Origin of the sequence: Pseudomonas sp., assembly GCF_035497915.1 — a bacterium.
Taxonomy (GTDB): Bacteria; Pseudomonadota; Gammaproteobacteria; order Pseudomonadales; family Pseudomonadaceae; genus Serpens.
Window position 1 is genome coordinate 178,653 of the sequence record NZ_DATJCS010000039.1, and the last position, 20,474, is coordinate 199,126.

Genomic DNA, 20,474 nt, shown 5'->3' on the forward strand with positions numbered 1-20,474 from the left:
CCGGCGCGCCCGAAGGCGCGCCGGGATCGATCAGTAGATGCTGAAGGGGAAGTACTTGGCGTTGATTTTTTCGTACGTACCGTCGGCGATGATTTCCTTCAGGGCCTGGTTCAGGCGCAGGCGCAGCGGGTCACCCTTGCGCACGGCGATGCCGATCTTGTCGTCATCGAACACCGCGTCGCCCTTGAACTCGAAGTCCTTGCCGGCGTCGCTCTTGAGCCACTCCCACTGCACCAGGGCGTCGGCGAGGATGGCGTCCAGGCGGCCGGAGGCCAGGTCCAGGTAGGCGTTTTCCTGGGTGTCGTAGAGCTTCACGTCGACCTGCTTGCCGAGGTTGTCCTCCAGCCAGGTGCCGGCGATGGTGGCGCGCTGGGCGCCGATCACCTTGCCCTCGAGGCTGGCCTTGTCGGTCTTGAAGTTCACGGACTTGGGCGCCACGAACTGCAGCTTGTTGCTCCAGTAGTGGTCGGTGAAGTCGACGGCGCGCTTGCGTTCCTCGGTGATCGACATGGAGGCGACCAGGAAGTCGAACTTCTTGGCGTTGAGGGCGGGGATGATGCCGTCCCAGTCGGAGGTGACGACTTCACACTCGACCTTCATCTTGGCGCACAGCGCCTGGCCGATCTCGACGTCGAAGCCGACCACTTGGCCGCTGGCGTCGATCAGGTTGAAGGGCGGGTAGGCGCCTTCGGTGCCGATTCTGAGCTTTTCTGCCGCTACGGCCTGGCCGAGAGCGAGGAGGGTTGCGGCGGCCAGCAGGATCTTCTTGTAGGTCTGCATGCGGTATTGCTCCGTGTTAGCGGTGGCTGGACATGAATTGTTTACAGCGTGCCGATTGCGGGTTGTCAAACACCTGCTCGGGCGAGCCCTGTTCCTCGACCAGACCCTGGTGCAGGAAGACCACTTCACTGGACACCTGGCGGGCGAAGTTCAACTCGTGGGTCACCAGTAGCATGGTGCGTCCCTCATCGGCGAGCGCACGGATCACGTTAAGCACTTCTTGTACCATCTCCGGGTCGAGCGCCGAGGTGGGCTCGTCGAAGAGGATCACCTTGGGCTGCATGGCCAGGGTGCGCGCGATGGCGGCGCGCTGCTGCTGTCCGCCGGACAGCTGGTTGGGGTAGGCGTGGCGCTTTTCGGCGATGCCGACCTTGGCCAGCAGCGCCTCGGCCACTTCGATGGCTTCGGCCTTGCTCTGGCCGAGCACGCGGCGCGGGGCCTCGATGATGTTGTCCAGCACGCTCATGTGCGGCCAGAGATTGAAGTTCTGGAACACGAAGCCGACCTGGCTGCGCAGGCGGTTGATCTGCCGGCTGTCGGCCGCGACCAGCTCACCGGCCTTGCCGGACTTCAGCTTGAGCTGTTCGCCGGCCACGTAGATTTCCCCTTCGTTGGGGTTTTCCAGCAGATTGATGCAGCGCAGGAAGGTGGACTTGCCCGAGCCCGACGAGCCGAGGATGGAGATCACGTCGCCATCGCGGGCGGTGAGGGAGATGCCCTTGAGCACTTCCAGATCGCCGTAACGCTTGTGCAGGTTGCGGATTTCCAGTGCAGGCGTGGCCTGAACCATATGTTGTCCTCTTGTGTGGCTCCGCTGCGGGACGGCGGCGGGCCTTGGCGCAGGGGCGGCGGCCGGCACGGCCAGCCAGGCGCTCGCGCGGCCCTGCGAGCCTTGCGGGTGAAGTATCGTGCAGCTCCCGGAAACGGGGCTCGAAAACGCGGCATTCTACGGGATGTCGCCGAGCCGTTCCACGCTGGGTGTGGCGTGCCGACTAGGCGCTGCGGCCCCGGAAATGAAAAACCCCCGAAGCCTTGCGGCTGCGGGGGTCTGGAATATGGTGCCCAGGGACGGAATCGAACCGCCGACACGGGGATTTTCAATCCCCTGCTCTACCAACTGAGCTACCTGGGCAACAACGGGCGGCATTAAACCGGTTTTACCGTCGGCGAGTCAACCGCGCGCGACGGAAAAATCAGTTTTTTTAAGCACTTGCCGGCTTACTGGCTCGGCGGAACGTAGCCTTCGGCCTGGGCGTATTCCTCGCCGGAGAAGAACTTGTCCATCTCGGCCTGGATGAACTTGCGGTCATCGGCGTTCATCATGTTCAGTCGGCGCTCGTTGATCAGCATGGTCTGGTGCTTCTGCCATTCTTCCCAGGCCTTGCGCGAGACGTTGTTGAAGATGTCCTCGCCCTTGGCGCCGGGATACGGCGGGCGATCCAGGCCGGGCAGGTCCTCGTTGTACTTGCGGCAATGTACGGTACGGGTCATGGCAGTTCTCCAATCGAATCTTCAACGACGCGCTTGAGCAGCTTCTTCACCGGGGCGGCCAGGCCCAGGCGCGGCGGGGCGGTGAGGTTATACCAGAGCCAGTCGCCCTCGGCCACGACGCCAACCCGCGGACTGGCCGGCACCAGCCAGGGCTCGATGCTCAGCTGGAAGTGGCTGAAGGTGTGGGTGAAGGCCGGCAGGGCGCGCGGTTCGCCCAGTTGCAGGCCGTGGCGTTCGGCCAGGGTATGCAGGTCGGGCAGGGCGTCCATTTCTGGCAGGCTCCACAGCCCGCCCCACAGTCCGGTGGACGGGCGCCGGTAGAGCAGCACGTTGCCCTGCGTGTCGGTGAGCAGCGGCATCAGCGTGCGTTTCTGCGGCAGGGCCTTGCGTGGCTTGGGTTCGGGGTAGGCGGTTTCGCGGCCCAACAGGTGCGCCCGGCAGCCGGAACGCAGCGGACAGATCAGGCAGCTGGGCTTGCCGCGCGTACACAGGGTGGCGCCCAGGTCCATCATCGCCTGGGTGTAGTGATTGCAGCGTTCGTGCGGCATCAGGCGTTCGGCGGCGGCCCACAGCTGGCGGGCCACCTGCGGTTCGCCCGGATAGCCGTCCTGCGCCAGGTAGCGGGCCAGCACGCGCTTGACGTTGCCATCCAGGATCGGTGCGCGCAGGCCCATGCTCAGGCTGGCGATGGCGCCGGCGGTGGAGCGGCCGATGCCGGGCAGCTCGCAGAGCTGTTCCACATCGCGGGGAAACTCGCCGGCGTGCCGCTCGACGACGATCTTGGCCGCCTTGTGCAGGTTGCGCGCGCGACTGTAGTAGCCGAGCCCGGTCCACAGGTGCAGCACTTCGTCCTCGGGCGCTTCGGCCAGCGCCTGTACGGTGGGCAGGGCGGCCATGAAGCGGTCGAAGTAGCCGAGCACGGTGGCGACCTGGGTCTGCTGCAGCATGATTTCCGAAACCCACACCCGGTAGGGGGTGACGCCCTGCTGCCAGGGCAGGTCCTTGCGGCCGTGCTGGTCATACCAGGCCAGCACGGCCGGACCGAACTGCGCGTCGGTCATCGCTTGAACAGGCCCTTGAGCGCGTCCTTGAGTTCCGGGCTGACCTTGTCGCCGAGCTTCTCGTCGAGTTTTTCGGTGAGCTTCTCGCCGGCCAGCTTGGCGGTGATCTTGCCGAGACCGTCCTGATCGATGCGGCAGGTCTTGGCGCCCAGCTCCAGCGGGCCACGGCAGCGCAGCGGCCATTCCAGGCCGACGTAGCGTTCGTTGACCTGGCAGGCCGGGTCGGGCATCTGGCGCTTGTCGCCTTCGATGATGATGCCGATCAGATAGTCGAGACCGAGCACGCGCAGGTCCAGGGTGCCGTTGCCGTTGACCGTCAGGCCGGGAACGCTGGCCTTGAAGTCCGGGTTGCGCGCCACGCCATCGCTGATCAGCAGGCTGCCGCGCAGCGCCTCGAAGGGCGTGTCCTTGCTGGAGGTGCGGGTCAGCGACTTGCGGTTGAGGGTGGCCACCGCACGGCACAGGTAGTGCTCCAGGTCGGCGCCGACCAGCAGGCCGTCGCTGAGCCGGAAGTTGGCCTTGCCGTTGAGGTTGTCCACCCAGGACTTCTGGCTGTTGCCGCGGGTGGTCAGCGAGGTGGTGAGGTCAAGCAGGCCCTGCACGGGCGATTCCTGCTTCTCCAGCTTGATGAACTTCTCCACCGGCAGCTTGCCGAGCTGGGCGTCGAGGCTCAGCTGCGGCAGCGCCTGGCGCACGTCGACCTTGCCGCTGGCCTCGAAGCGCGCGTCATAGACGTTGCCGCGCAGGGTCTGCAGGGTCAGCAGGCCGTCGCGGCTCTGGGCATTCAGGTTCAGGTTGCTGAACGGATGTTCATCGAACAGCAGCTCGTCGAAATCGACGGTGGCCTGCACATCCAGCAGGCGCAGGGCGTCCATGGGCAGCACCGGCGCGTCGCTCCAGGCATGCCGGGTCGGCGCGGCCGGCAGCGGCGAATCGCCGGCCGAGGCGGCCTGGGCGGTTTCCTGCACTTCGCTCTGGCGCGCGGCGCTGGCGCCGTCGGTGGTCTTGGGCGGCAGGTAACGGCTGACGTCCAGGCGATCGCCCTTGAGCTGCAGGCGCAGGGCCTGGCGGGTGAAGTCTTCCACGGCGATGCGGCCGGTGAGGATGGTGTCGTCCAGCTTGAGGGTCAGTTCCTCCAGGGCGAAGCTGGCCGGCGTGCCGTTCAGGCGGGTGGCCAGTTCCACGCGGGACAGCGCGTTGGCGTCGGCGGTCGCCGGCAGTTCGCGGCCCAGGTCGGCGAGGAAGTCGCGCAGGTTGAAGCTGGCCACCGACAGGCCGCCGCTGATGCGCGGTTCGCGGTCCAGCTCGCGCACCTTGATGTCGCCCAGGCCGCGCAGCTGGTTGGCGGAAAATTTCAGGCCGGTCCATTCGGCGATCTGCGCGTCCAGGTCGGCGAGCAGTTCGCCCTGAGCGCTGAAGTTCAGGGTCTTGCCGGCCAGCGGTTCGCCGGAGGCCTCGCCGCTGAGGCGGAACTTCTCGAACTGGTAGCGTTGCTGGCCCAGGTCGAAGCGCAGCTCGCCGAGAATTTCGCTGCGCGCGCGGATCAGCGGCTGGTTGCTGCCGAAGAAGGCGGTGAGCTTCACCGGAATGGCGCTGCCCTCGCGGATGGCGCCGGTTTCCAGCTGGATGCTCTCGGCGCTGAACTGCTGGCCGGTCTGCGCATCCTGGTAGGTGATGCGCGCGTCGTTGACGGTCAGGCTGTCGATGTCCAGCTTGATGGGCAGGCCCGCGCGAGCGGCGGGCGTGTCGCGGGATTCGGCGTCAGGCTGGGCGCTCGGCTGTTCGCCGGTCGGCGCGCTGGCGGGCTTGCCGATGTTCTCCCAGTTGCCATGACCCTGTTCGTCGCGGCGCAGCATCAAGGCCAGGCCGTCGATGCGGACATCGCTCATCTGCACTTCGCGGCGCAGCAGCGGCAGCACGCGCACCGACAGGCCGAGCATGCGCAGGTCGGCAAACGGCTGTTCCGGGCTTGCGGTGCTGGCCAGGCTGGTCTGATGCAGCTCAAGACCGAGCCAGGGGAACAGGCTCCAGCCGATCTCGCCGTGGATGTTCAGCTCCAGGTTGGCCTTGTCGCGGGCCAGTTGGCGAATCTGTTCCTTGTAATCGTTGGGGTCGAAGAAGTGCGTGAGCGCGAACCCGAGACCTACGACGAGCAGCAGGAGTCCGAGCAGCACCAGGCCCAGGATTTTGCCGAACGCTTTCATGGACAATCCCTAAGTGGCGGTTGGTCTGAATGGCGAAGAAGTATACGCATTTGCCGGCCGCGCAGCAGTCGGCGCGCCGGGCTTGGGTGTGCGCGCCAGGCAGTAGACATCCACCCGCGCGGCGCCGGCGCGCAGCAGCAGGCGGGCCAGTGCTTCGCAGGTGGCGCCGGTGGTCAGCACGTCGTCGACCAGGGCCAGGTGACGGCCGTGCACCTCGGCGCCCGGCGCCAGGGTGAAGGCGTGGCGCAGGTTGCCGCGCCGCGCCTGGGCATCCAGCGTCTGCTGGGCATCGGTTTCCCGCGGGCGCAGCAGCCAGCGCTCGCGCACCGGCAGGTCGAGCGCCGGGCCCAGCCAGCGGGCCAGCAGGGCGGCCTGATTGAAGCCGCGCTGGCGCTGGCGCCGACGGCCCAGGGGCACTGGCAGCAGCAGCTCGGGGCGCGACAGATCCTCCCGGTAGGCGTGGCGCAGATGGCGGGCGAGCAGCTCGCCCAGCAGCCGGCCCATGGGCCAGCGTGCCTGATGCTTGAAACGGGTAATCAGGCTGTCGATCGGAAAGGCGTAGCGCCAGGGCGCTTCCACCCGGCTGAAGCTCGGCGCCCGCCGCAGGCATTCGGCGCACAGCGGCCCGCCATCGCCCAGCGGCAGGGCGCAGATCCGGCAGCGCGCGGCGAGCCACGGCAGCTCGTTCTCGCAGGCGCCGCACAGGGCCAGCGGGCCATCGGCGCGCTCGTCGCACAGCAGACAGTACTGGTTGCTTGTTAACCAGTTGTAAACCTTGAAGCCTGATGTTGGTTGACAGCCCATGGCGCCTTCCCTAGCGTATGCCGCACCGTGCCGCGCCAAACTCTAGCAGGCGCCATAACCACAAAAGGGAACCCCCGATGAGTGCCACCGTCCGCCACGACTGGACCCTCGACGAAGTGCGCGCGCTGTTCGCGCAGCCGTTCAACGACCTGCTGTTCCAGGCGCAGACCGTGCATCGCCGGCACTTCGACGCCAATCGCGTGCAGGTCTCGACCCTGCTGTCGATCAAGACCGGCGCCTGTCCGGAGGACTGCAAGTACTGCCCGCAGTCCGGCCACTACAACACCGGCCTGGACAAGGAAAAGCTGATGGAGGTGCAGAAGGTGCTGGAGGCGGCCGCCGAGGCCAAGGCCATCGGCTCGACGCGCTTCTGCATGGGCGCCGCTTGGAAGCACCCGTCGGCGAAGGACATGCCCTACGTGCTGAAGATGGTCGAGGGCGTGAAGGCCATGGGCCTGGAAACCTGCATGACCCTCGGCCGGCTCGACCAGGAGCAGACCCAGGCGCTGGCCGCCGCCGGCCTGGACTACTACAACCACAACCTGGACACCTCGCCGGAGTTCTACGGCAACATCATCACTACCCGCACCTATGCCGAGCGCCTGCAGACCCTGGCCTATGTGCGCGAGGCGGGGATGAAGATCTGCTCGGGCGGCATCCTCGGTATGGGCGAGTCGCTGGACGACCGCGCCGGCCTGCTGATCCAGCTGGCCAACCTGCCGGAGCATCCGGAAAGCGTGCCGATCAACATGCTGGTCAAGGTGCAGGGCACGCCGCTGGCCGAGGAGCAGGACGTCGATCCGTTCGACTTCATCCGCATGCTCGCCGTGGCGCGCATCATGATGCCCAAATCCCATGTGCGCCTGTCCGCCGGCCGCGAGCAGATGAACGAGCAGATGCAGGCCCTGGCCTTCCTGGCCGGCGCCAACTCGATCTTCTATGGCGAGAAGCTGCTGACCACCGCCAATCCGCAGGCCGACAAGGACATGCAGCTGTTCAAGCGCCTGGGCATCCAGCCGGAAGCCCGCGAGGAACACGCCGACGAGGTGCACCAGGCGGCCATCGAACAGGCGCTGGTCGAGCAGCGCGATTCAAAGCTGTTCTACAACGCCGCGGCGGTCTGATGGTCCGTTCGGTGGATGGATGAAGCGCCATCCACCCTACGCCAGGCCCAACGCTTTCTACCCGTTTCCGGGGTTGCCCATGAGTTTCGACCTTGCTTCGCGCCTTGCCGCCCGCCGTGCCGAGGATCTGTACCGCCGCCGCCCGCTGCTGCAAAGCCCGCAAGGGCCGGAGGTGCTGGTGGATGGCCGGCGCCTGCTGGCCTTCTGTTCCAACGACTACCTGGGGCTGGCCAGCCATCCCGAGGTGATCCGCGCGCTGCGCGAAGGCGCCGAGCGCTGGGGCGTCGGCGGCGGCGCCTCGCACCTGGTGATCGGCCACAGCGGGCCGCACCATCAGTTGGAAGAAGCGCTGGCGGCGTTCACCGGCCGCCCGCGCGCGCTGCTGTTTTCCACCGGCTACATGGCCAACCTGGCCGCCGTCACCGCGCTGGTCGGGCGCGGCGACACGGTGCTGCAGGATCGCCTCAACCACGCCTCGCTGCTGGATGCCGGGCTGCTCAGTGGCGCGCGCTTCTCCCGTTACCTGCACAACGATGCGGCCAGTCTGGCTGCGCGCCTGGACAAGGCCGAGGGCGACACCCTGGTGGTCAGCGACGGCGTGTTCAGCATGGATGGCGATCTCGCCGATCTGCCAGCGCTGAGCGCGGCCGCGCGAGCCCGGGACGCCTGGCTGATGGTCGATGACGCCCACGGCTTCGGTGTGCTCGGCGCGTCGGGTGGCGGCTGCGTGGAGCATTTCGGCCTGGGGATGAGCGAAGTGCCGGTACTGGTCGGCACGCTGGGCAAGGCCTTCGGCACCGCAGGCGCCTTCGTGGCCGGCAGCGAGGAGCTGATCGAGACGCTGATCCAGTTCGCTCGGCCTTACATCTACACCACCAGCCAGCCGCCGGCTGTGGCCTGCGCGACCCTGCAGAGTCTGCGGCTGCTGCGCGAGGAAGGCTGGCGACGAGAGCATCTGCAACGCCTGATCGCCCGCTTCCGGGAGGGCGCGACGGCGCTCGGCCTGACCCTGATGGACAGCCCGACGCCGATCCAGCCGCTGCTGGTCGGCGACAGCGGGCGGGCCATGCGCCTGTCCGCGCGGCTGCGCGAGCGGGGGTTGCTGGTCGGCGCCATTCGCCCCCCGACCGTGCCGGCCGGCACCGCGCGGCTGCGCATCACCCTCACGGCGGCGCACGACGAGGCGCAGGTCGATCGCCTGCTGGACGGCCTGGCGCTGGCCTGGCGGGAGCTGGGCGATGAGTGAGCGGCTGGTGCTGCTGCCGGGCTGGTCCTATCCCGCCGCCGTGCTGCAACCGTTGGCCGACGCGCTGCACGGCGACGCGCTGCGCGTGGAGCTGGCCGAACTGCCGGCGCTGGAGAATCCGCAACAGTGGCTGGACGAGCTGGAGGCGCGCTTGCCGGCGGACTGCTGGCTGGGCGGCTGGTCGCTGGGCGGCATGCTGGCCGCTGAATTGGCGGCGCGGCGCGGCGCAGCCTGTCGCGGGCTGGTCACCCTGGCCAGCAATGCCTGCTTCGTGCAGCGCGACGATTGGCCGGCGGCGATGCCGGCGGCGCAGTTCGCGGATTTTCGCGATGGCGTGGCCGCCGCGCCGGCGGCCGCCCTCAAGCGTTTCGATCTGCTGGCGGTGCGCGATGCCGACGAGCCGCGCGCGCTGGCCCGCCAACTGGCGGCGCGCGGCGACTCCTCGGCCGCTCTGCTGGCCGGCCTGGACTGTCTGGCGCAGCTGGACTTGCGTGCGGCGTTGCGCGAATGGGCGGGCCCGCACTTGCACCTGCTGGGTGGTCGGGACGCGCTGGTGCCTCGTGAGGTGGCCCGCGCCCTTGGCGAGCTGGCGCCCAATGCCCGCATCGAGCTGCTGGACGACGCCAGCCATGCCCTGCCGCTGAGTCATGCCGCTCAGACGGCAGCGGCGATTCTCGCCTTTATTAAGGAAACCTCCCGATGAATGCCCAGTCCGCATTGCCCGACAAGGCGTTGGTTGCGGCCTCGTTTTCCCGCGCGGCCGGCAGTTACGACGCGGTGGCCGATCTGCAGCGCCGGGTCGGCCAGCAACTGCTGGGCCTGCTGCCGGCCGATCTGGCACCGGAGCGCTGGCTCGATCTGGGCTGCGGCACCGGACACTTCGCCCGTCAGCTGGCGGCGCGCTATCCGCAGGGCGAAGGGCTGGCGCTGGACATCGCCGAAGGCATGCTGCGCCATGCCCGGCCGCTGGGCGGCGCGCGACATTTCCTGGCCGGCGACGCCGAGGCCCTGCCGCTGCGCGAAGTCAGCTGCGAACTGATCTTCTCCAGTCTGGCGCTGCAGTGGTGCGCGAATCTGCCGGCGGTGCTCGACGAAGCGCTGCGCGTACTGCGCCCGGGCGGTGTGCTGGCGTTCTCCTCTCTGGTCGACGGCACCCTGGACGAGCTGCGCCAGAGCTGGCGACAGGTCGATGAGCGGGTGCACGTCAACCGCTTTCGCCACTTCGCGGAGTACCAGGCGCTGTGCGCCGGCAGCGGCCTGCGCGTGCGGCATCTGCAGCAGCGTCCGCTGGCGCTGCACTTCGCCGATCTGTTTTCACTGACCCGCGAGCTCAAGGCGCTTGGTGCGCAGAATCGCAATCCCGGCCGGCCGCTGGGTCTGACCGGGCGGGCGCGACTGCGCGCGCTGGGCGAAGCCTACGAACGCTTCCGCCAGCCGCAGGGGCTGCCGGCCACCTATCAGGTGGTCTATGTCGTGCTGGAGAAAGGCTGATGGGCCGCGCCTTCTTCGTCACCGGTACCGACACCGATATCGGCAAGACCACGGTCGCCGCCGGCCTGCTGCACGCCGCGCGCCGGCGGGGCCTGAGCACGGCGGCGGCCAAGCCGCTGGCGTCCGGCTGCCAGGCGACTGCGGACGGTCTGCGCAATGCCGACGCCCTGGCGCTGCAGGCGGAGTGCGATCCGCCGCTGCCCTACGCGCTGATCAATCCCTGCGCTTTCGAGCCCGCCATCGCTCCGCATGTGGCGGCGCGCGAGGCGGGCGTCGCCCTCGAGGTGCCGCAGCTGGCCGCCGCCGTGCAACGGGTGCTGGCGCAGGGCGCGGATTTCACCCTGGTGGAAGGCGCCGGCGGCTGGCGGGTGCCGCTGTCGGACGCGGCCTGCCTCTCCGATCTGGCCGTGGCGCTGCAGCTGCCGGTGATCCTGGTGGTCGGCCTGCGCCTGGGCTGTCTGAACCATGCGCTGTTGACGGCTCAGGCCATTCGGGCGGATGGTCTGCAACTGGCGGGCTGGGTCGCTAATCAGGTCGACCCGCACATGCCACGGCTGGACGACAATCTGCGGGAGTTGCAAGCGCGCCTGGGCGCGCCCTGCCTGGGTTGCGTGCCGCGCCTGGCGATGCCGGGGGCGGCGAACGTTGCCGCACACCTGTCGCTGGAGGCGCTGCTGGAGCATTGAGTCGGGGGTCGCAGGCTTGACAAGGCTGGGAGCTAAACGTAAGTTTCAAACAACTGTTTGAGCGTGCGTGGTTGTGTCGCAGCTCGCCACCCCCAAGACCTACTGCTGAGGTTTACCGCAATGCCCGACTACAAGGCCCCCTTGCGCGATATCCGTTTCGTTCGTGACGAGCTGCTCGGCTATGAAGCCCACTACCAGAGCCTGCCCGGTTGCGAAGACGCCACCCCGGACATGGTGAACGCCATCATCGAGGAAGGCGCCAAGTTCTGTGAGCAGGTCATCGCTCCGCTGAACCGCGTCGGTGACCAGGAAGGCTGCAAGTGGTCGCCCGAGGGCGTCACCACGCCGACCGGCTTCAAGGAAGCCTACCAGCAGTTCGTCGAAGGCGGCTGGCCGAGCCTGGCCCATGACGTCGCCCACGGCGGCCAGGGTCTGCCGGAATCCCTCGGCATGACCGTCAGCGAAATGATCGGCGAGGCCAACTGGTCCTGGGGCATGTACCCGGGCCTGTCCCACGGTGCCATGAACACCCTGAGCGCCCACGGCACCCCCGAACAGCAGCACACCTACCTGACCAAGCTGGTGTCCGGCCAGTGGACCGGCACCATGTGCCTGACCGAGCCGCACTGCGGCACCGACCTGGGCATCCTGCGCACCAAGGCCGAACCCCAGGCCGATGGTTCCTACAAGGTGACCGGCACCAAGATCTTCATCTCGGCCGGCGACCACGATATGGCCGAGAACATCGTGCACATCGTGCTGGCCCGCCTGCCCGACGCTCCGGCCGGCACCAAGGGTATTTCCCTGTTCATCGTGCCGAAGTTCCTGCCCAACGCCGCCGGCGAAGTGGGCGAGCGCAACACCGTGTCCTGCGGCTCGCTCGAACACAAGATGGGCATCCACGGCAACGCCACCTGCGTGATGAACTTCGACGGCGCCACCGGCTTCCTGATCGGCCCGCCGAACAAGGGCCTGAACTGCATGTTCACCTTCATGAACACCGCGCGTCTGGGCACCGCCCTGCAGGGCATCGCCCACGCCGAACTGGGCTTCCAGGGCGGCATCGCCTATGCCCGCGAGCGTCTGCAGATGCGTGCGCTGACTGGTCCGAAGGCTCCGGAAAAGGCCGCCGACCCGATCATCGTGCATCCGGACGTGCGCCGCATGCTGCTGACCATGAAGGCCTTCGCCGAAGGCAACCGCGCCATGCTGTACTTCGCCGCCAAGCAGGTCGACATCGTGCAGCGCAGCCAGGACGAGGAGCAGCGCAAGGCCGCCGATTCCCTGCTGGCCTTCCTGACCCCGATCGCCAAGGCCTTCATGACCGAAACCGGTTTCGAAGCCGCCAACCATGGCGTGCAGATCTACGGTGGCCACGGCTTCATCGCCGAGCACGGCATGGAGCAGAACGTGCGCGACAGCCGTATCTCCTGCCTGTACGAAGGCACCACCGGCGTGCAGGCCCTCGACCTGCTGGGCCGCAAGGTGCTGATGACCCAGGGCGAAGCGCTGAAGGGCTTTACCAAGATCGTCCACAAGTTCTGCCAGAACAACGAAGGCAACGAGGCGATCAAGCACCTGGTCGCACCGCTGGCGCAGATCAACAAGGAGTGGGGCGAGATCACCATGAAGGTCGGCATGGCCGCCATGAAGGATCGCGAGGAAGTCGGCGCCGCGTCGGTGGACTACCTGATGTACTCCGGTTACGCCTGCCTGGCCTACTTCTGGGCCGACATGGCTCGCGTGGCCGCCGAGAAGCTGGCTGCCGGTACCGCCGAGGAAGGCTTCTACAAGGCCAAGCTGCAGACCGCGCGCTTCTACTTCGAGCGCATCCTGCCGCGTACCCGCGCGCTGGTGGTCACCATGCAGTCCGGCGCGAACAACCTGATGGAAATGGCCGACGAGGACTTCGCCCTGGGCTACTGATAGCCCGGCGCAAGACCGTTCGGTTGATAAGCCGCCGGGCCTGTGCCCGGCGGCTTGTTTTTTGGCGCCGGAAAAAGTGGCGGACTGGCCATTACGGAAAAAATGCCATCATAATGCCCGCTATTTTTCGACCGCCGTCTTTGAGTGCTGCGAGGCCGTTTTGCCGAATATCTCTGCCTACCGGGCAAGTCACTTCCTGCCATCCGTGCTGATCATCCTGGCCGGCTGGGTGCTGGGCGCATGGCTGGAAACGGAGGGCTTCCTGACCGGTCTGCTGGAAGTGCTGCCCACCCTGCTGGCGGTGCTCGGCGGCGCGCTGTGCATGTTCTACGGGCGCATGCGCCAGGCCATGCTGCTGGTGGTGGTCTATCTGGCCTACCTGGCGCTGAATGGCGAAGTCGAACACTTCCGCGAGCATCGCGCGGTCAGTGATTACACCCAGGCCCAGTTGATCTTCCATCTGAGCAGCCTGTTGCTGCCGCTGCTCTATGGTCTGTACGGCATCTGGTCGGAGCGCGCGCAGCTGCTGCAGGACCTGGTGGCGCGCGGCGCGGTGCTGCTGGCGCTGCTCGGCGTAGCGGTCGGCATGGCGCTGCGCTATCCCGAGCCGCTGCTGCAGTGGCTGAGCCTGTTGCACTGGCCGCTGCTGCAGGGCCAGTGGATGAAGATGGTGCAACTGGCCTATCCGCTGTTCCTGCTGGCCTTTATCGGACTCCTCGTCCAGTACCTGTTGCGGCCGCGCGTGCTGCATGCCGCGCAACTGGTCGGCGTGCTCGGTCTGTTCTGGATGGTGCCGGAGATCTACATGCGGCCCTACGCGCTGTCGGCCATGAGCAGCATGGTGCTGCTGGCGCTGGTGGTGGCGGTGGCGCACGAGGCCTACCAGATGGCCTTCCTCGATGAACTCACCGGGCTGCCGGGCCGCCGGGCGCTGAACGAACGCCTGGGCCGGCTGGGGCGCAACTACGTGATCGCCATGACCGACGTCGATCACTTCAAGAAATTCAACGACACCTACGGCCATGACGTCGGCGATGACGTGCTGCGCATGGTGGCCGGCCAGTTGCGCAAGGTCACCGGCGGCGGCACCGCCTACCGCTACGGCGGCGAGGAGTTCACCGTGCTGTTCCCGGGCAAGAGCCTGGAGCACTGCAAGCCCCATCTGGAGGTGCTGCGCCGCAACATCGAGCACTACCAGATGGTCGTACGCGACAAGTCGAATCGCCCGGAGGATGCCGCCAAGGGGCGCCAGCAGCGCGGCAAGGCGGCCACCAACCCCTTCGTTTCGGTCACCATCAGCATCGGGGTGGCCGAGCGCAGCGCGGCGCATCGCGAGCCGGAGGAGGTCATCAAGGCCGCGGACGAGGCGCTCTACAAGGCCAAGGGCGCGGGGCGCAACTGTGTGGTTTCCTACGAACAGCCGAAGCCGGCGCGTGCGGCGAGCGGTCGCAAGGCGGCGGCGCGCTCGTGAGTGACCATTAGTGACCTTATGGTCACCAACTGACGCTACATGTCTCCAGCGTTGTTCGGCTAGACTCGCGTTTTCTTCGTTCCCGGCCTTTGCGGTCACCGTTGAATCGAGGTTTACATGGCTGATTACCAAGCGCCCCTGCGTGACATGCGTTTCGTCCTCAATGAGGTTTTCGACGTTGCCAACCTGTGGAGTGAATTGCCCGGCCTGGCCGAGGTGATCGACGGCGACACCGCCATCGCCGTGCTGGAAGAAGCCGGCAAGGTGATCGCCGGCAGCATCGCACCGCTCAACCGTAGCGGCGACGAGGAAGGCTGCAGCTGGAACGAGGGTGCGGTGAAGACCCCGGCCGGCTTCATCGAGGCCTACAAGACCTACGCCGAGGGCGGCTGGGTCGGCGTCGGTGGCGACCCGCTGTTCGGCGGCATGGGCATGCCCAAGGTGATCGGCGCCCAGGTCGAGGAGATGGTCAACTCCGCCAACCTGTCCTTCGGCCTCTACCCGATGCTCACCGCTGGCGCCTGCCTGGCGCTGAACTCCCATGCCAGCGAAGAGCTGAAGCAGGCCTATCTGCCCAACATGTACGCCGGCGTGTGGGCCGGTTCCATGTGCCTGACCGAGCCGCATGCCGGCACCGACCTGGGCCTGATCCGCACCAAGGCCGAACCGCAGGCCGACGGCAGCTACAAGGTCACCGGCACCAAGATCTTCATCACCGGCGGCGAACACGACCTGACCGAGAACATCATCCACCTGGTGCTGGCCAAGCTGCCCGATGCGCCGTCCGGTTCCAAGGGCATCTCGCTGTTCCTGGTACCCAAGGTGATGGTCAACGCCGATGGCAGCCTGGGCGCGCGCAACAGCCTGTCGTGCGGCTCCATCGAGCACAAGATGGGCATCAAGGCTTCGGCCACCTGCGTGATGAACTTCGACAGCGCCACCGGCTGGCTGGTCGGCGAGGTCAACAAGGGCCTGGCGGCGATGTTCACCATGATGAACTACGAGCGCCTGGGCGTCGGCATCCAGGGTCTGGCCCTGGGCGAGCGCTCCTACCAGAGCGCCATCGAATACGCCCGCGAGCGTCTGCAGAGCCGCGCACCGACCGGTCCGGCGGCCCAGGACAAGGCGGCCGACCCGATCATCGTGCATCCGGACGTGCGCCGCATGCTGCTGACCATGAAGGCGCTGAACGAAGGCGGTCGCGCGTTCTCCAGCTACGTGGCCGTGCAGCTGGACATCGCCAAGTACAGCGAAGACGCCGCCGCTCGCCAGCGCGCCGAGAACCTGATTGCGCTGCTGACCCCGGTGGCCAAGGCGTTCCTCACCGACATGGCGCTGGAAACCACCGTGCACGGCCAGCAGATCTTCGGCGGTCACGGTTTCATCCGCGAGTGGGGCCAGGAGCAGCTGGTGCGCGACTGCCGCATCACGCAGATCTACGAAGGCACCAACGGCATCCAGTCGCTCGACCTGGTGGGCCGCAAGGTGGTGGGCAACGGCGGCGCCTTCTATGCGCAGTTCCGTGACGAGATCACCGCGTTCATCAACGGTGCCGACGCCTCGCTGGGCGAATTCACCGCGCCGCTGAAGGTCGCCGTCAATCAGCTCGACGAACTCACCGCCTGGGTGCTGGATCGCGCCAAGTCCAACCCCAACGAGATCGGCGCCGCGTCGGTGGAATACCTGCAGGCCTTCGGCTACGTCGCCTACGGCTACATGTGGGCACAGATGGCCAAGGCCGCGCTGGGCAAGGAAGGCGAGGAAGCCTTCTACGCCAGCAAGCTGGGCACCGCGCGCTTCTTCTTCGCTCGCCTGTTGCCGCGCGTACAGTCGCTGAGCGCGGCGGTGCGCGCCGGCAGCGAGTCGCTGTTCCTGCTCGACGCCGAGCAGTTCTGAGCCTCGACTGAGCGTTGAATGAAAATGCCCGTATCGCGAGATACGGGCATTTTTGTTTGTGGGACCACCGTAACGGTGGGCTTGAGCCGGTAGGGCCGGGTTTATCCCGGCCAGCGGACCCGGCTCCCGGCCCGGGGCGCGGGTCCCACCCCCATCGGCCGGGATAAACCCGGCCCCACAGGTCCTCAGTGCTTGGCCAATCGCTCGGCCTGGGCGGGATCGTCGATGAAGCGGTTGCGGGTGCCCTGCAGCAGGGCGATGCGGTCATTGCGGATGCGTTCGATCTGATCGGCCGGATCCTCGCGATGCCAGCGCTGCAGCACGTCCAGCGCCACCGGCAGTGGCAGGTCGTACTCGGCATGCATGTGGAACAGCGCGCGGGCCACGTTGCCGCGGGCCGAGGTGGGTGGTTCGAGCAGCTTGAAGCCGCTGCGCAGCCCGCATTCGCCGGCCGGGCTGCCGCCAGCGACCTCGCCGAAACGGTCGTTGCGCCGCTGTTCCTCCAGGCGCGCCTCGTTCGGGTAAAGGTTGTGCAGGTCGCCGACCATGTTCAGGTAGCGTGGCGTCTGCACCGCGCACTGGTTGGTGGTGGTGCAGCGCAGCGCCTGGCGGATCTCGCGTACGCCGTAGATGGCGCTGATGGCCAGGCCCTCATCACTGGCGAACGTCTGGCCGCAGAACAGGGTTTCGCCGCCACTGGCATACAGCTCGGACCAGAAGGCCTGCTCGGCCTCGTCCTGGCCGTGGAAGCGGGTCTGGACGTCGGCGGCCAGAGCGTGAGCGTGGACGCCTGCGGCAACTATTAGCAGGGACAGAGCGAGGTTGCGCATGTTTCGACCCTTGGACACCGTGTCGGCGTCTGTTGTTGTTATTGGGCCGTTCGATTCTGCGCCCCTTGCGCCACGGATGCCCACCCGGCAAAGGCCGACGCTGTTGTAGGAAAAGGCTTACAGGGTCTACTGGTGATTGGCGCTGTCGCCTCTCGGAGCGCCTGCGTAGTCTTGCCTGCAACGGAAAACGCGCAGGAAGCGTGAAAAACAAAAATGGAATTTCCGGACCCCCAGGATGGCGGGTCAAACAAGGATGTCAGGATTCAATCTGCAAGCCCCGCACTGCGGGGTTTTCTTTTTTGCGCTTCCGGAAATTTCTTCTGTGGCCGAAGCCGTGCTCCGCACGGATCTCTCGTTCCCGGAGCGTGGCAATTGCCCGAAGCTTCTGCGATAGTTAGCCGCCTAAGCGCATCCGCTGACCCAGTCGCGAGCCCAAAAAGCCCCGGCGACACTCGACGCCAATTGGCGTCATCCCTCCTAGCGTCTACCCGGCGCGCCCAGACGACCTATCCGGTTGTCATCGGATCCGCCATGCCTCTCGGGCAATGGCTGTTCGCATTCCATAAAAAGATCACGATCCCAAGGACGCTCCCATGAAGCTCAGCCGTTGTTTCACGGCGCTGGCCGCTGCCGCCACGCTGACCGCCGCCTTTAGTGCGCACGCTCGCGAATACTCCGTGTCCACCGTACTGTCCGACGCCTTCCCCTGGGGCCAGGCCGCCAGCAAGTGGGCCGAACTGGTCAAGGAACGCTCCAACGGCCGCATCACCCTGCGTGTCTATGACAACGCCCAACTGGTTGCCGGCGACCAGACCAAGGAATTCTCCGCCATGCGGTCCGGCCTGATCGACATGGCCGTCGGCTCGACCATCAACTGGTCGCCCCAGGTTCCGGAGCTGAACCTGTTCTCGCTGCCGTTCCTGGTGGCCGACAACGCCGATACCGACGCCATCACCCGCGGCGCGGCCGGCGAGACCGTCTTCAAGGCTATCGAAAAGCGCGGCGTGGTGCCGCTGGCCTGGGGTGAGAACGGCTTCCGCCAGCTTTCCAACTCCAAGAAGCCGATCCGCAGCCCGGAAGACCTCAAGGGCATGAAGATCCGCGTGGTCGGCTCGCCGCTGTTCCAGGACACCTTCAGCATCCTGGGCGCCAACCCGACGCAGATGAGCTGGGCAGACGCCAAGCCGGCACTGACCACCGGCGCCGTGGACGGCCAGGAGAACCCGCTGTCGGTATTCGACGTGGCGCGCATCGATCAGGTGGACCAGAAGTACCTGACCCTGTGGGGCTACATGGCCGACCCGCTGATCTTCGCCGTCAGCCCGAGCATCTGGAAGGGCTTCTCCGCCGAGGATCAGGCACTGCTCAAGCAGGCTGCCATCGATGCCGGCCAGTGGGAGATCGAGAAGTCCCGTGCCGAGGAAGCCCAGCGCCTGGCCGCCATTCGTGAGCGTGGCGTACAGGTGGTCGAGCTGAGTGAGGCCGAACGCCAGGCCTTCGTCGCGGCCACCGCGCCGCTGTACGCCAAGTGGGAAAAGCGCATCGGCGCCGACCTGCTCAAGGCCGCTCGCGACGCCGTCGCCGGCAATTGAGGTAGCGAAGGCGCACTCTTTGCGCCTTCGGTTGTGCGTGCCGGCACCCCGGTGCCGGCCCTTGAGGTTCTAGTTATGAGTCATCGACCGGACGCCAGGCCCGAACGCTGGCTGGCCACCCTCGCCCTGACGGTGATCAGCCTGATCAGCCTGGCCAACGTGGTGGTGCGGTACGTCACCGACGCCTCGTTCGCCTTCACCGAGGAAATCTCCATCTTCATGCTGGTGGTGCTGACCTTCGCCGGCGCCGCCGTGGCCATGCGCCGCAACGGGCATATCCGTATCGCGCTGATCGAGGACAAGCTGCCCGGTCTGCGCACGCCGTTGATCCTGTTCCAGTGGCTGTGCGGCATGACCGTGCTCGGCCTGGTGGTCTGGTACGGCGGGGTCTTCGCCTGGCAGGAATACCAGTGGGAATCGCAGTCGCCGGGCCTGGGCCTGCCCAACTGGTGGTACGTGGTCTGGCTGCCGCTGCTGGCGCTGGCCGTGGCCTGGCGCCTGACCCAGATGACCCTGGACCGCCTGCGCGGGAGGCTGAAGGATGAGTCCTGATCTCTGGATGCTGCTGAGCTTCATCGCCTTCCTGGCCTTCGGCGTGCCGGTGGCCTTCGCCCTCGGCCTGGCCGGCGCGGTGGGCATTCTCACCGGGCTGTCGCCGGATATGCTGGCCACCCTGGGCACCAATACCTACAACGGCATCGCCAAGTACCCGTTGATCGCCATTCCGCTGTTCATCCTCACCGGGCTGGTCTTCGAGAAGTCCGGCGTGGCGCTGCGTCTGGTGCAGTTCGCCCAGGCGCTGATCGGCCAGCGGCATGGCGGCCTGGCCGCAGTGGCGGTGCTGGTCTGCCTGATCATGGGTGGCATGAGCGGTTCGGGCCCGGCGGATGCCGCCGCGGTGGCCATGGTGATGCTGCCGAGCATGACCAAGGCCGGCTATCCCAAGCCGTTCTCGGCGACGCTGATCGCCGCGTCGGCGTCGACCGCGATCCTGATTCCGCCGTCCATCGCCCTGATCCTGTATTCGATCATCGTGCCGGGCGTCGACCTGCGCGCGCTGTTCGCCGCCGGCCTGTTCCCCGGCATCCTCGCCGGCCTGGTGCTGCTGCTGCCGGCCTGGTGGCTGGCGCGGCGCAACGGCTGGGAACCGCCGAGCGGCGAGCCGCGCCCGCCGCTGTGGCCGGCCTTCCGGCAGGCGCTGCCGGCGCTGTTCGCCCCGGTGCTGATCCTCGGCGGCCTGCGCAGCGGTCTGTTCACCCCCACCGAAGCGGCGGTGGTGGCGGTGGCCTATGGCATCGTGGTCGGCCTGTGGGTGACCCGCGAGCTGCAGTGGAAGCACCTGTGGGAGCTGATCGGCGAGGCGGCGGTGATCTCCGCCGTGGTGATGCTGATCATCGCCCTGGCCGGCATCTTCGCCTGGTCCGGCACACTACTCGGCACCTTCCGCCACCTGGCCGAGTGGCTGATCTCGCTGTCCGACAACGGCGCCATGCTGTTGCTGCTGGTGATGATCGCGATCCTGCTGGCCGGCATGCTGCTGGACGCCATCTCGATCTACATGATCCTGATGCCGGTGCTGATCCCGGTGATGCAGCACTTCGGCTGGAACCCGGTGTGGTTCGGCATCCTCATGGCGATGAACATCGCCATCGGCCAGTTCACCCCGCCGGTGGCGGTCAACCTGTTGGTGACCACCGAGGCGGCGAAGATTCGCCTGGAGCAGACGGCCGGCTGGGCAATGCTGTTCGTGGGCACCATGGGCCTGGCGCTGCTGCTGGTGGCGGTGTTCCCGGAAATCGCCCTGTGGCTGCCGCGTGTGCTGGGTTACGAGCTGGGGTGATGCCCCGCCGCTTTGGTGGGAGCGGACTTGTC

General features: G+C 67.0%; 18 protein-coding genes and 1 tRNA gene. 11 read left to right on the forward strand and 8 right to left on the reverse strand.

Translation table 11 applies throughout. The annotated features are described in order from the left end of the window. Positions 1-30 precede the first annotated feature (30 nt). The 7 genes from VL129_RS12725 to VL129_RS12755 all read right to left on the reverse strand — a co-directional run bounded on the left by VL129_RS12725 (position 31) and on the right by VL129_RS12755 (position 6,340). Positions 31-780, reverse strand: a complete 750-nt coding sequence (locus VL129_RS12725) for an ABC transporter substrate-binding protein (protein ID WP_325413240.1) — start codon at positions 778-780, stop codon at positions 31-33. Positions 781-796: 16 nt separating this feature from the next. After that, positions 797-1,570: an ABC transporter ATP-binding protein gene (locus VL129_RS12730; RefSeq protein WP_325413241.1), complete on the reverse strand. Its 774-nt coding sequence runs from the start codon at positions 1,568-1,570 to the stop codon at positions 797-799. A gap of 266 nt (positions 1,571-1,836) precedes the next feature. Further along, a tRNA-Phe gene (locus tag VL129_RS12735) sits at positions 1,837-1,912 on the reverse strand. 86 nt (positions 1,913-1,998) lie between these two features. After that, on the reverse strand, positions 1,999-2,271 hold the full coding sequence (locus VL129_RS12740; protein ID WP_325413242.1) for an oxidative damage protection protein: 273 nt from the start codon (positions 2,269-2,271) through the stop codon (positions 1,999-2,001). Then, complete coding sequence (gene mutY / locus VL129_RS12745; RefSeq protein WP_325413244.1) at positions 2,268-3,332, reverse strand: A/G-specific adenine glycosylase; 1,065 nt, start codon at positions 3,330-3,332, stop codon at positions 2,268-2,270. The genes VL129_RS12740 and mutY overlap by 4 nt, the downstream gene beginning before the upstream one ends. Further along, positions 3,329-5,536 (reverse strand): AsmA family protein, encoded by a 2,208-nt coding sequence (locus tag VL129_RS12750; RefSeq protein ID WP_325413246.1) that lies wholly within the window; start codon positions 5,534-5,536, stop codon positions 3,329-3,331. Before VL129_RS12750 ends, mutY begins: the two co-directional genes overlap by 4 nt. A gap of 9 nt (positions 5,537-5,545) precedes the next feature. Continuing rightward, positions 5,546-6,340, reverse strand: coding sequence for a ComF family protein (locus VL129_RS12755; RefSeq protein WP_325413248.1), 795 nt, complete (start codon positions 6,338-6,340; stop codon positions 5,546-5,548). Between the two features lie 77 nt (positions 6,341-6,417). Between VL129_RS12755 and bioB the strand changes: the two genes are divergently transcribed. From bioB to VL129_RS12795, 8 genes are all read left to right on the forward strand, one after another. Further along, entirely contained in the window at positions 6,418-7,464 is a 1,047-nt protein-coding gene (bioB, locus tag VL129_RS12760) for a biotin synthase BioB (protein WP_325413250.1), read from the forward strand. Between the two features lie 79 nt (positions 7,465-7,543). Further along, the gene (bioF, locus tag VL129_RS12765) at positions 7,544-8,710 is read left to right on the forward strand and encodes an 8-amino-7-oxononanoate synthase (RefSeq protein ID WP_325413252.1); all 1,167 of its coding nucleotides are present in this window, start codon (positions 7,544-7,546) and stop codon (positions 8,708-8,710) included. Further along, positions 8,703-9,413, forward strand: coding sequence for an alpha/beta fold hydrolase (locus tag VL129_RS12770; protein ID WP_325413254.1), 711 nt, complete (start codon positions 8,703-8,705; stop codon positions 9,411-9,413). The genes bioF and VL129_RS12770 overlap by 8 nt, the downstream gene beginning before the upstream one ends. Next, positions 9,410-10,201 (forward strand): malonyl-ACP O-methyltransferase BioC, encoded by a 792-nt coding sequence (gene bioC, locus VL129_RS12775; protein WP_325413256.1) that lies wholly within the window; start codon positions 9,410-9,412, stop codon positions 10,199-10,201. Before VL129_RS12770 ends, bioC begins: the two co-directional genes overlap by 4 nt. Next, the gene (gene bioD, locus VL129_RS12780; protein WP_325413258.1) at positions 10,201-10,887 is read left to right on the forward strand and encodes a dethiobiotin synthase; all 687 of its coding nucleotides are present in this window, start codon (positions 10,201-10,203) and stop codon (positions 10,885-10,887) included. The genes bioC and bioD overlap by 1 nt, the downstream gene beginning before the upstream one ends. A 120-nt stretch (positions 10,888-11,007) precedes the next feature. After that, on the forward strand, positions 11,008-12,813 hold the full coding sequence (locus VL129_RS12785) for a phenylacyl-CoA dehydrogenase (protein ID WP_325413260.1): 1,806 nt from the start codon (positions 11,008-11,010) through the stop codon (positions 12,811-12,813). A 160-nt stretch (positions 12,814-12,973) separates the two neighbouring features. Then, positions 12,974-14,284: a GGDEF domain-containing protein gene (locus VL129_RS12790; protein ID WP_325413262.1), complete on the forward strand. Its 1,311-nt coding sequence runs from the start codon at positions 12,974-12,976 to the stop codon at positions 14,282-14,284. Positions 14,285-14,401: 117 nt separating this feature from the next. Then, entirely contained in the window at positions 14,402-16,180 is a 1,779-nt protein-coding gene (locus VL129_RS12795) for an acyl-CoA dehydrogenase C-terminal domain-containing protein (protein WP_325413264.1), read from the forward strand. Positions 16,181-16,365: 185 nt separating this feature from the next. Here the strand turns inward: VL129_RS12795 and VL129_RS12800 are convergent, their stop codons facing one another. Then, positions 16,366-17,010 (reverse strand): endonuclease, encoded by a 645-nt coding sequence (locus tag VL129_RS12800; RefSeq protein WP_325413266.1) that lies wholly within the window; start codon positions 17,008-17,010, stop codon positions 16,366-16,368. 593 nt (positions 17,011-17,603) lie between these two features. On the opposite strand from VL129_RS12800, the gene VL129_RS12805 reads away from it, so the two are divergent. From VL129_RS12805 to VL129_RS12815, 3 genes are all read left to right on the forward strand, one after another. Next, a complete protein-coding gene (locus VL129_RS12805; RefSeq protein ID WP_325413268.1) occupies positions 17,604-18,602 on the forward strand; it encodes a DctP family TRAP transporter solute-binding subunit in 999 nt (332 codons plus the stop codon). A 75-nt stretch (positions 18,603-18,677) separates the two neighbouring features. Further along, the gene (locus VL129_RS12810; RefSeq protein WP_325413270.1) at positions 18,678-19,154 is read left to right on the forward strand and encodes a TRAP transporter small permease; all 477 of its coding nucleotides are present in this window, start codon (positions 18,678-18,680) and stop codon (positions 19,152-19,154) included. Beyond that, positions 19,144-20,442 carry a TRAP transporter large permease gene (locus VL129_RS12815; protein WP_325413272.1) on the forward strand — a complete coding sequence of 433 codons (1,299 nt, stop codon included), beginning with the start codon at positions 19,144-19,146 and terminating at the stop codon, positions 20,440-20,442. The genes VL129_RS12810 and VL129_RS12815 overlap by 11 nt, the downstream gene beginning before the upstream one ends. Positions 20,443-20,474: the final 32 nt, after the last annotated feature.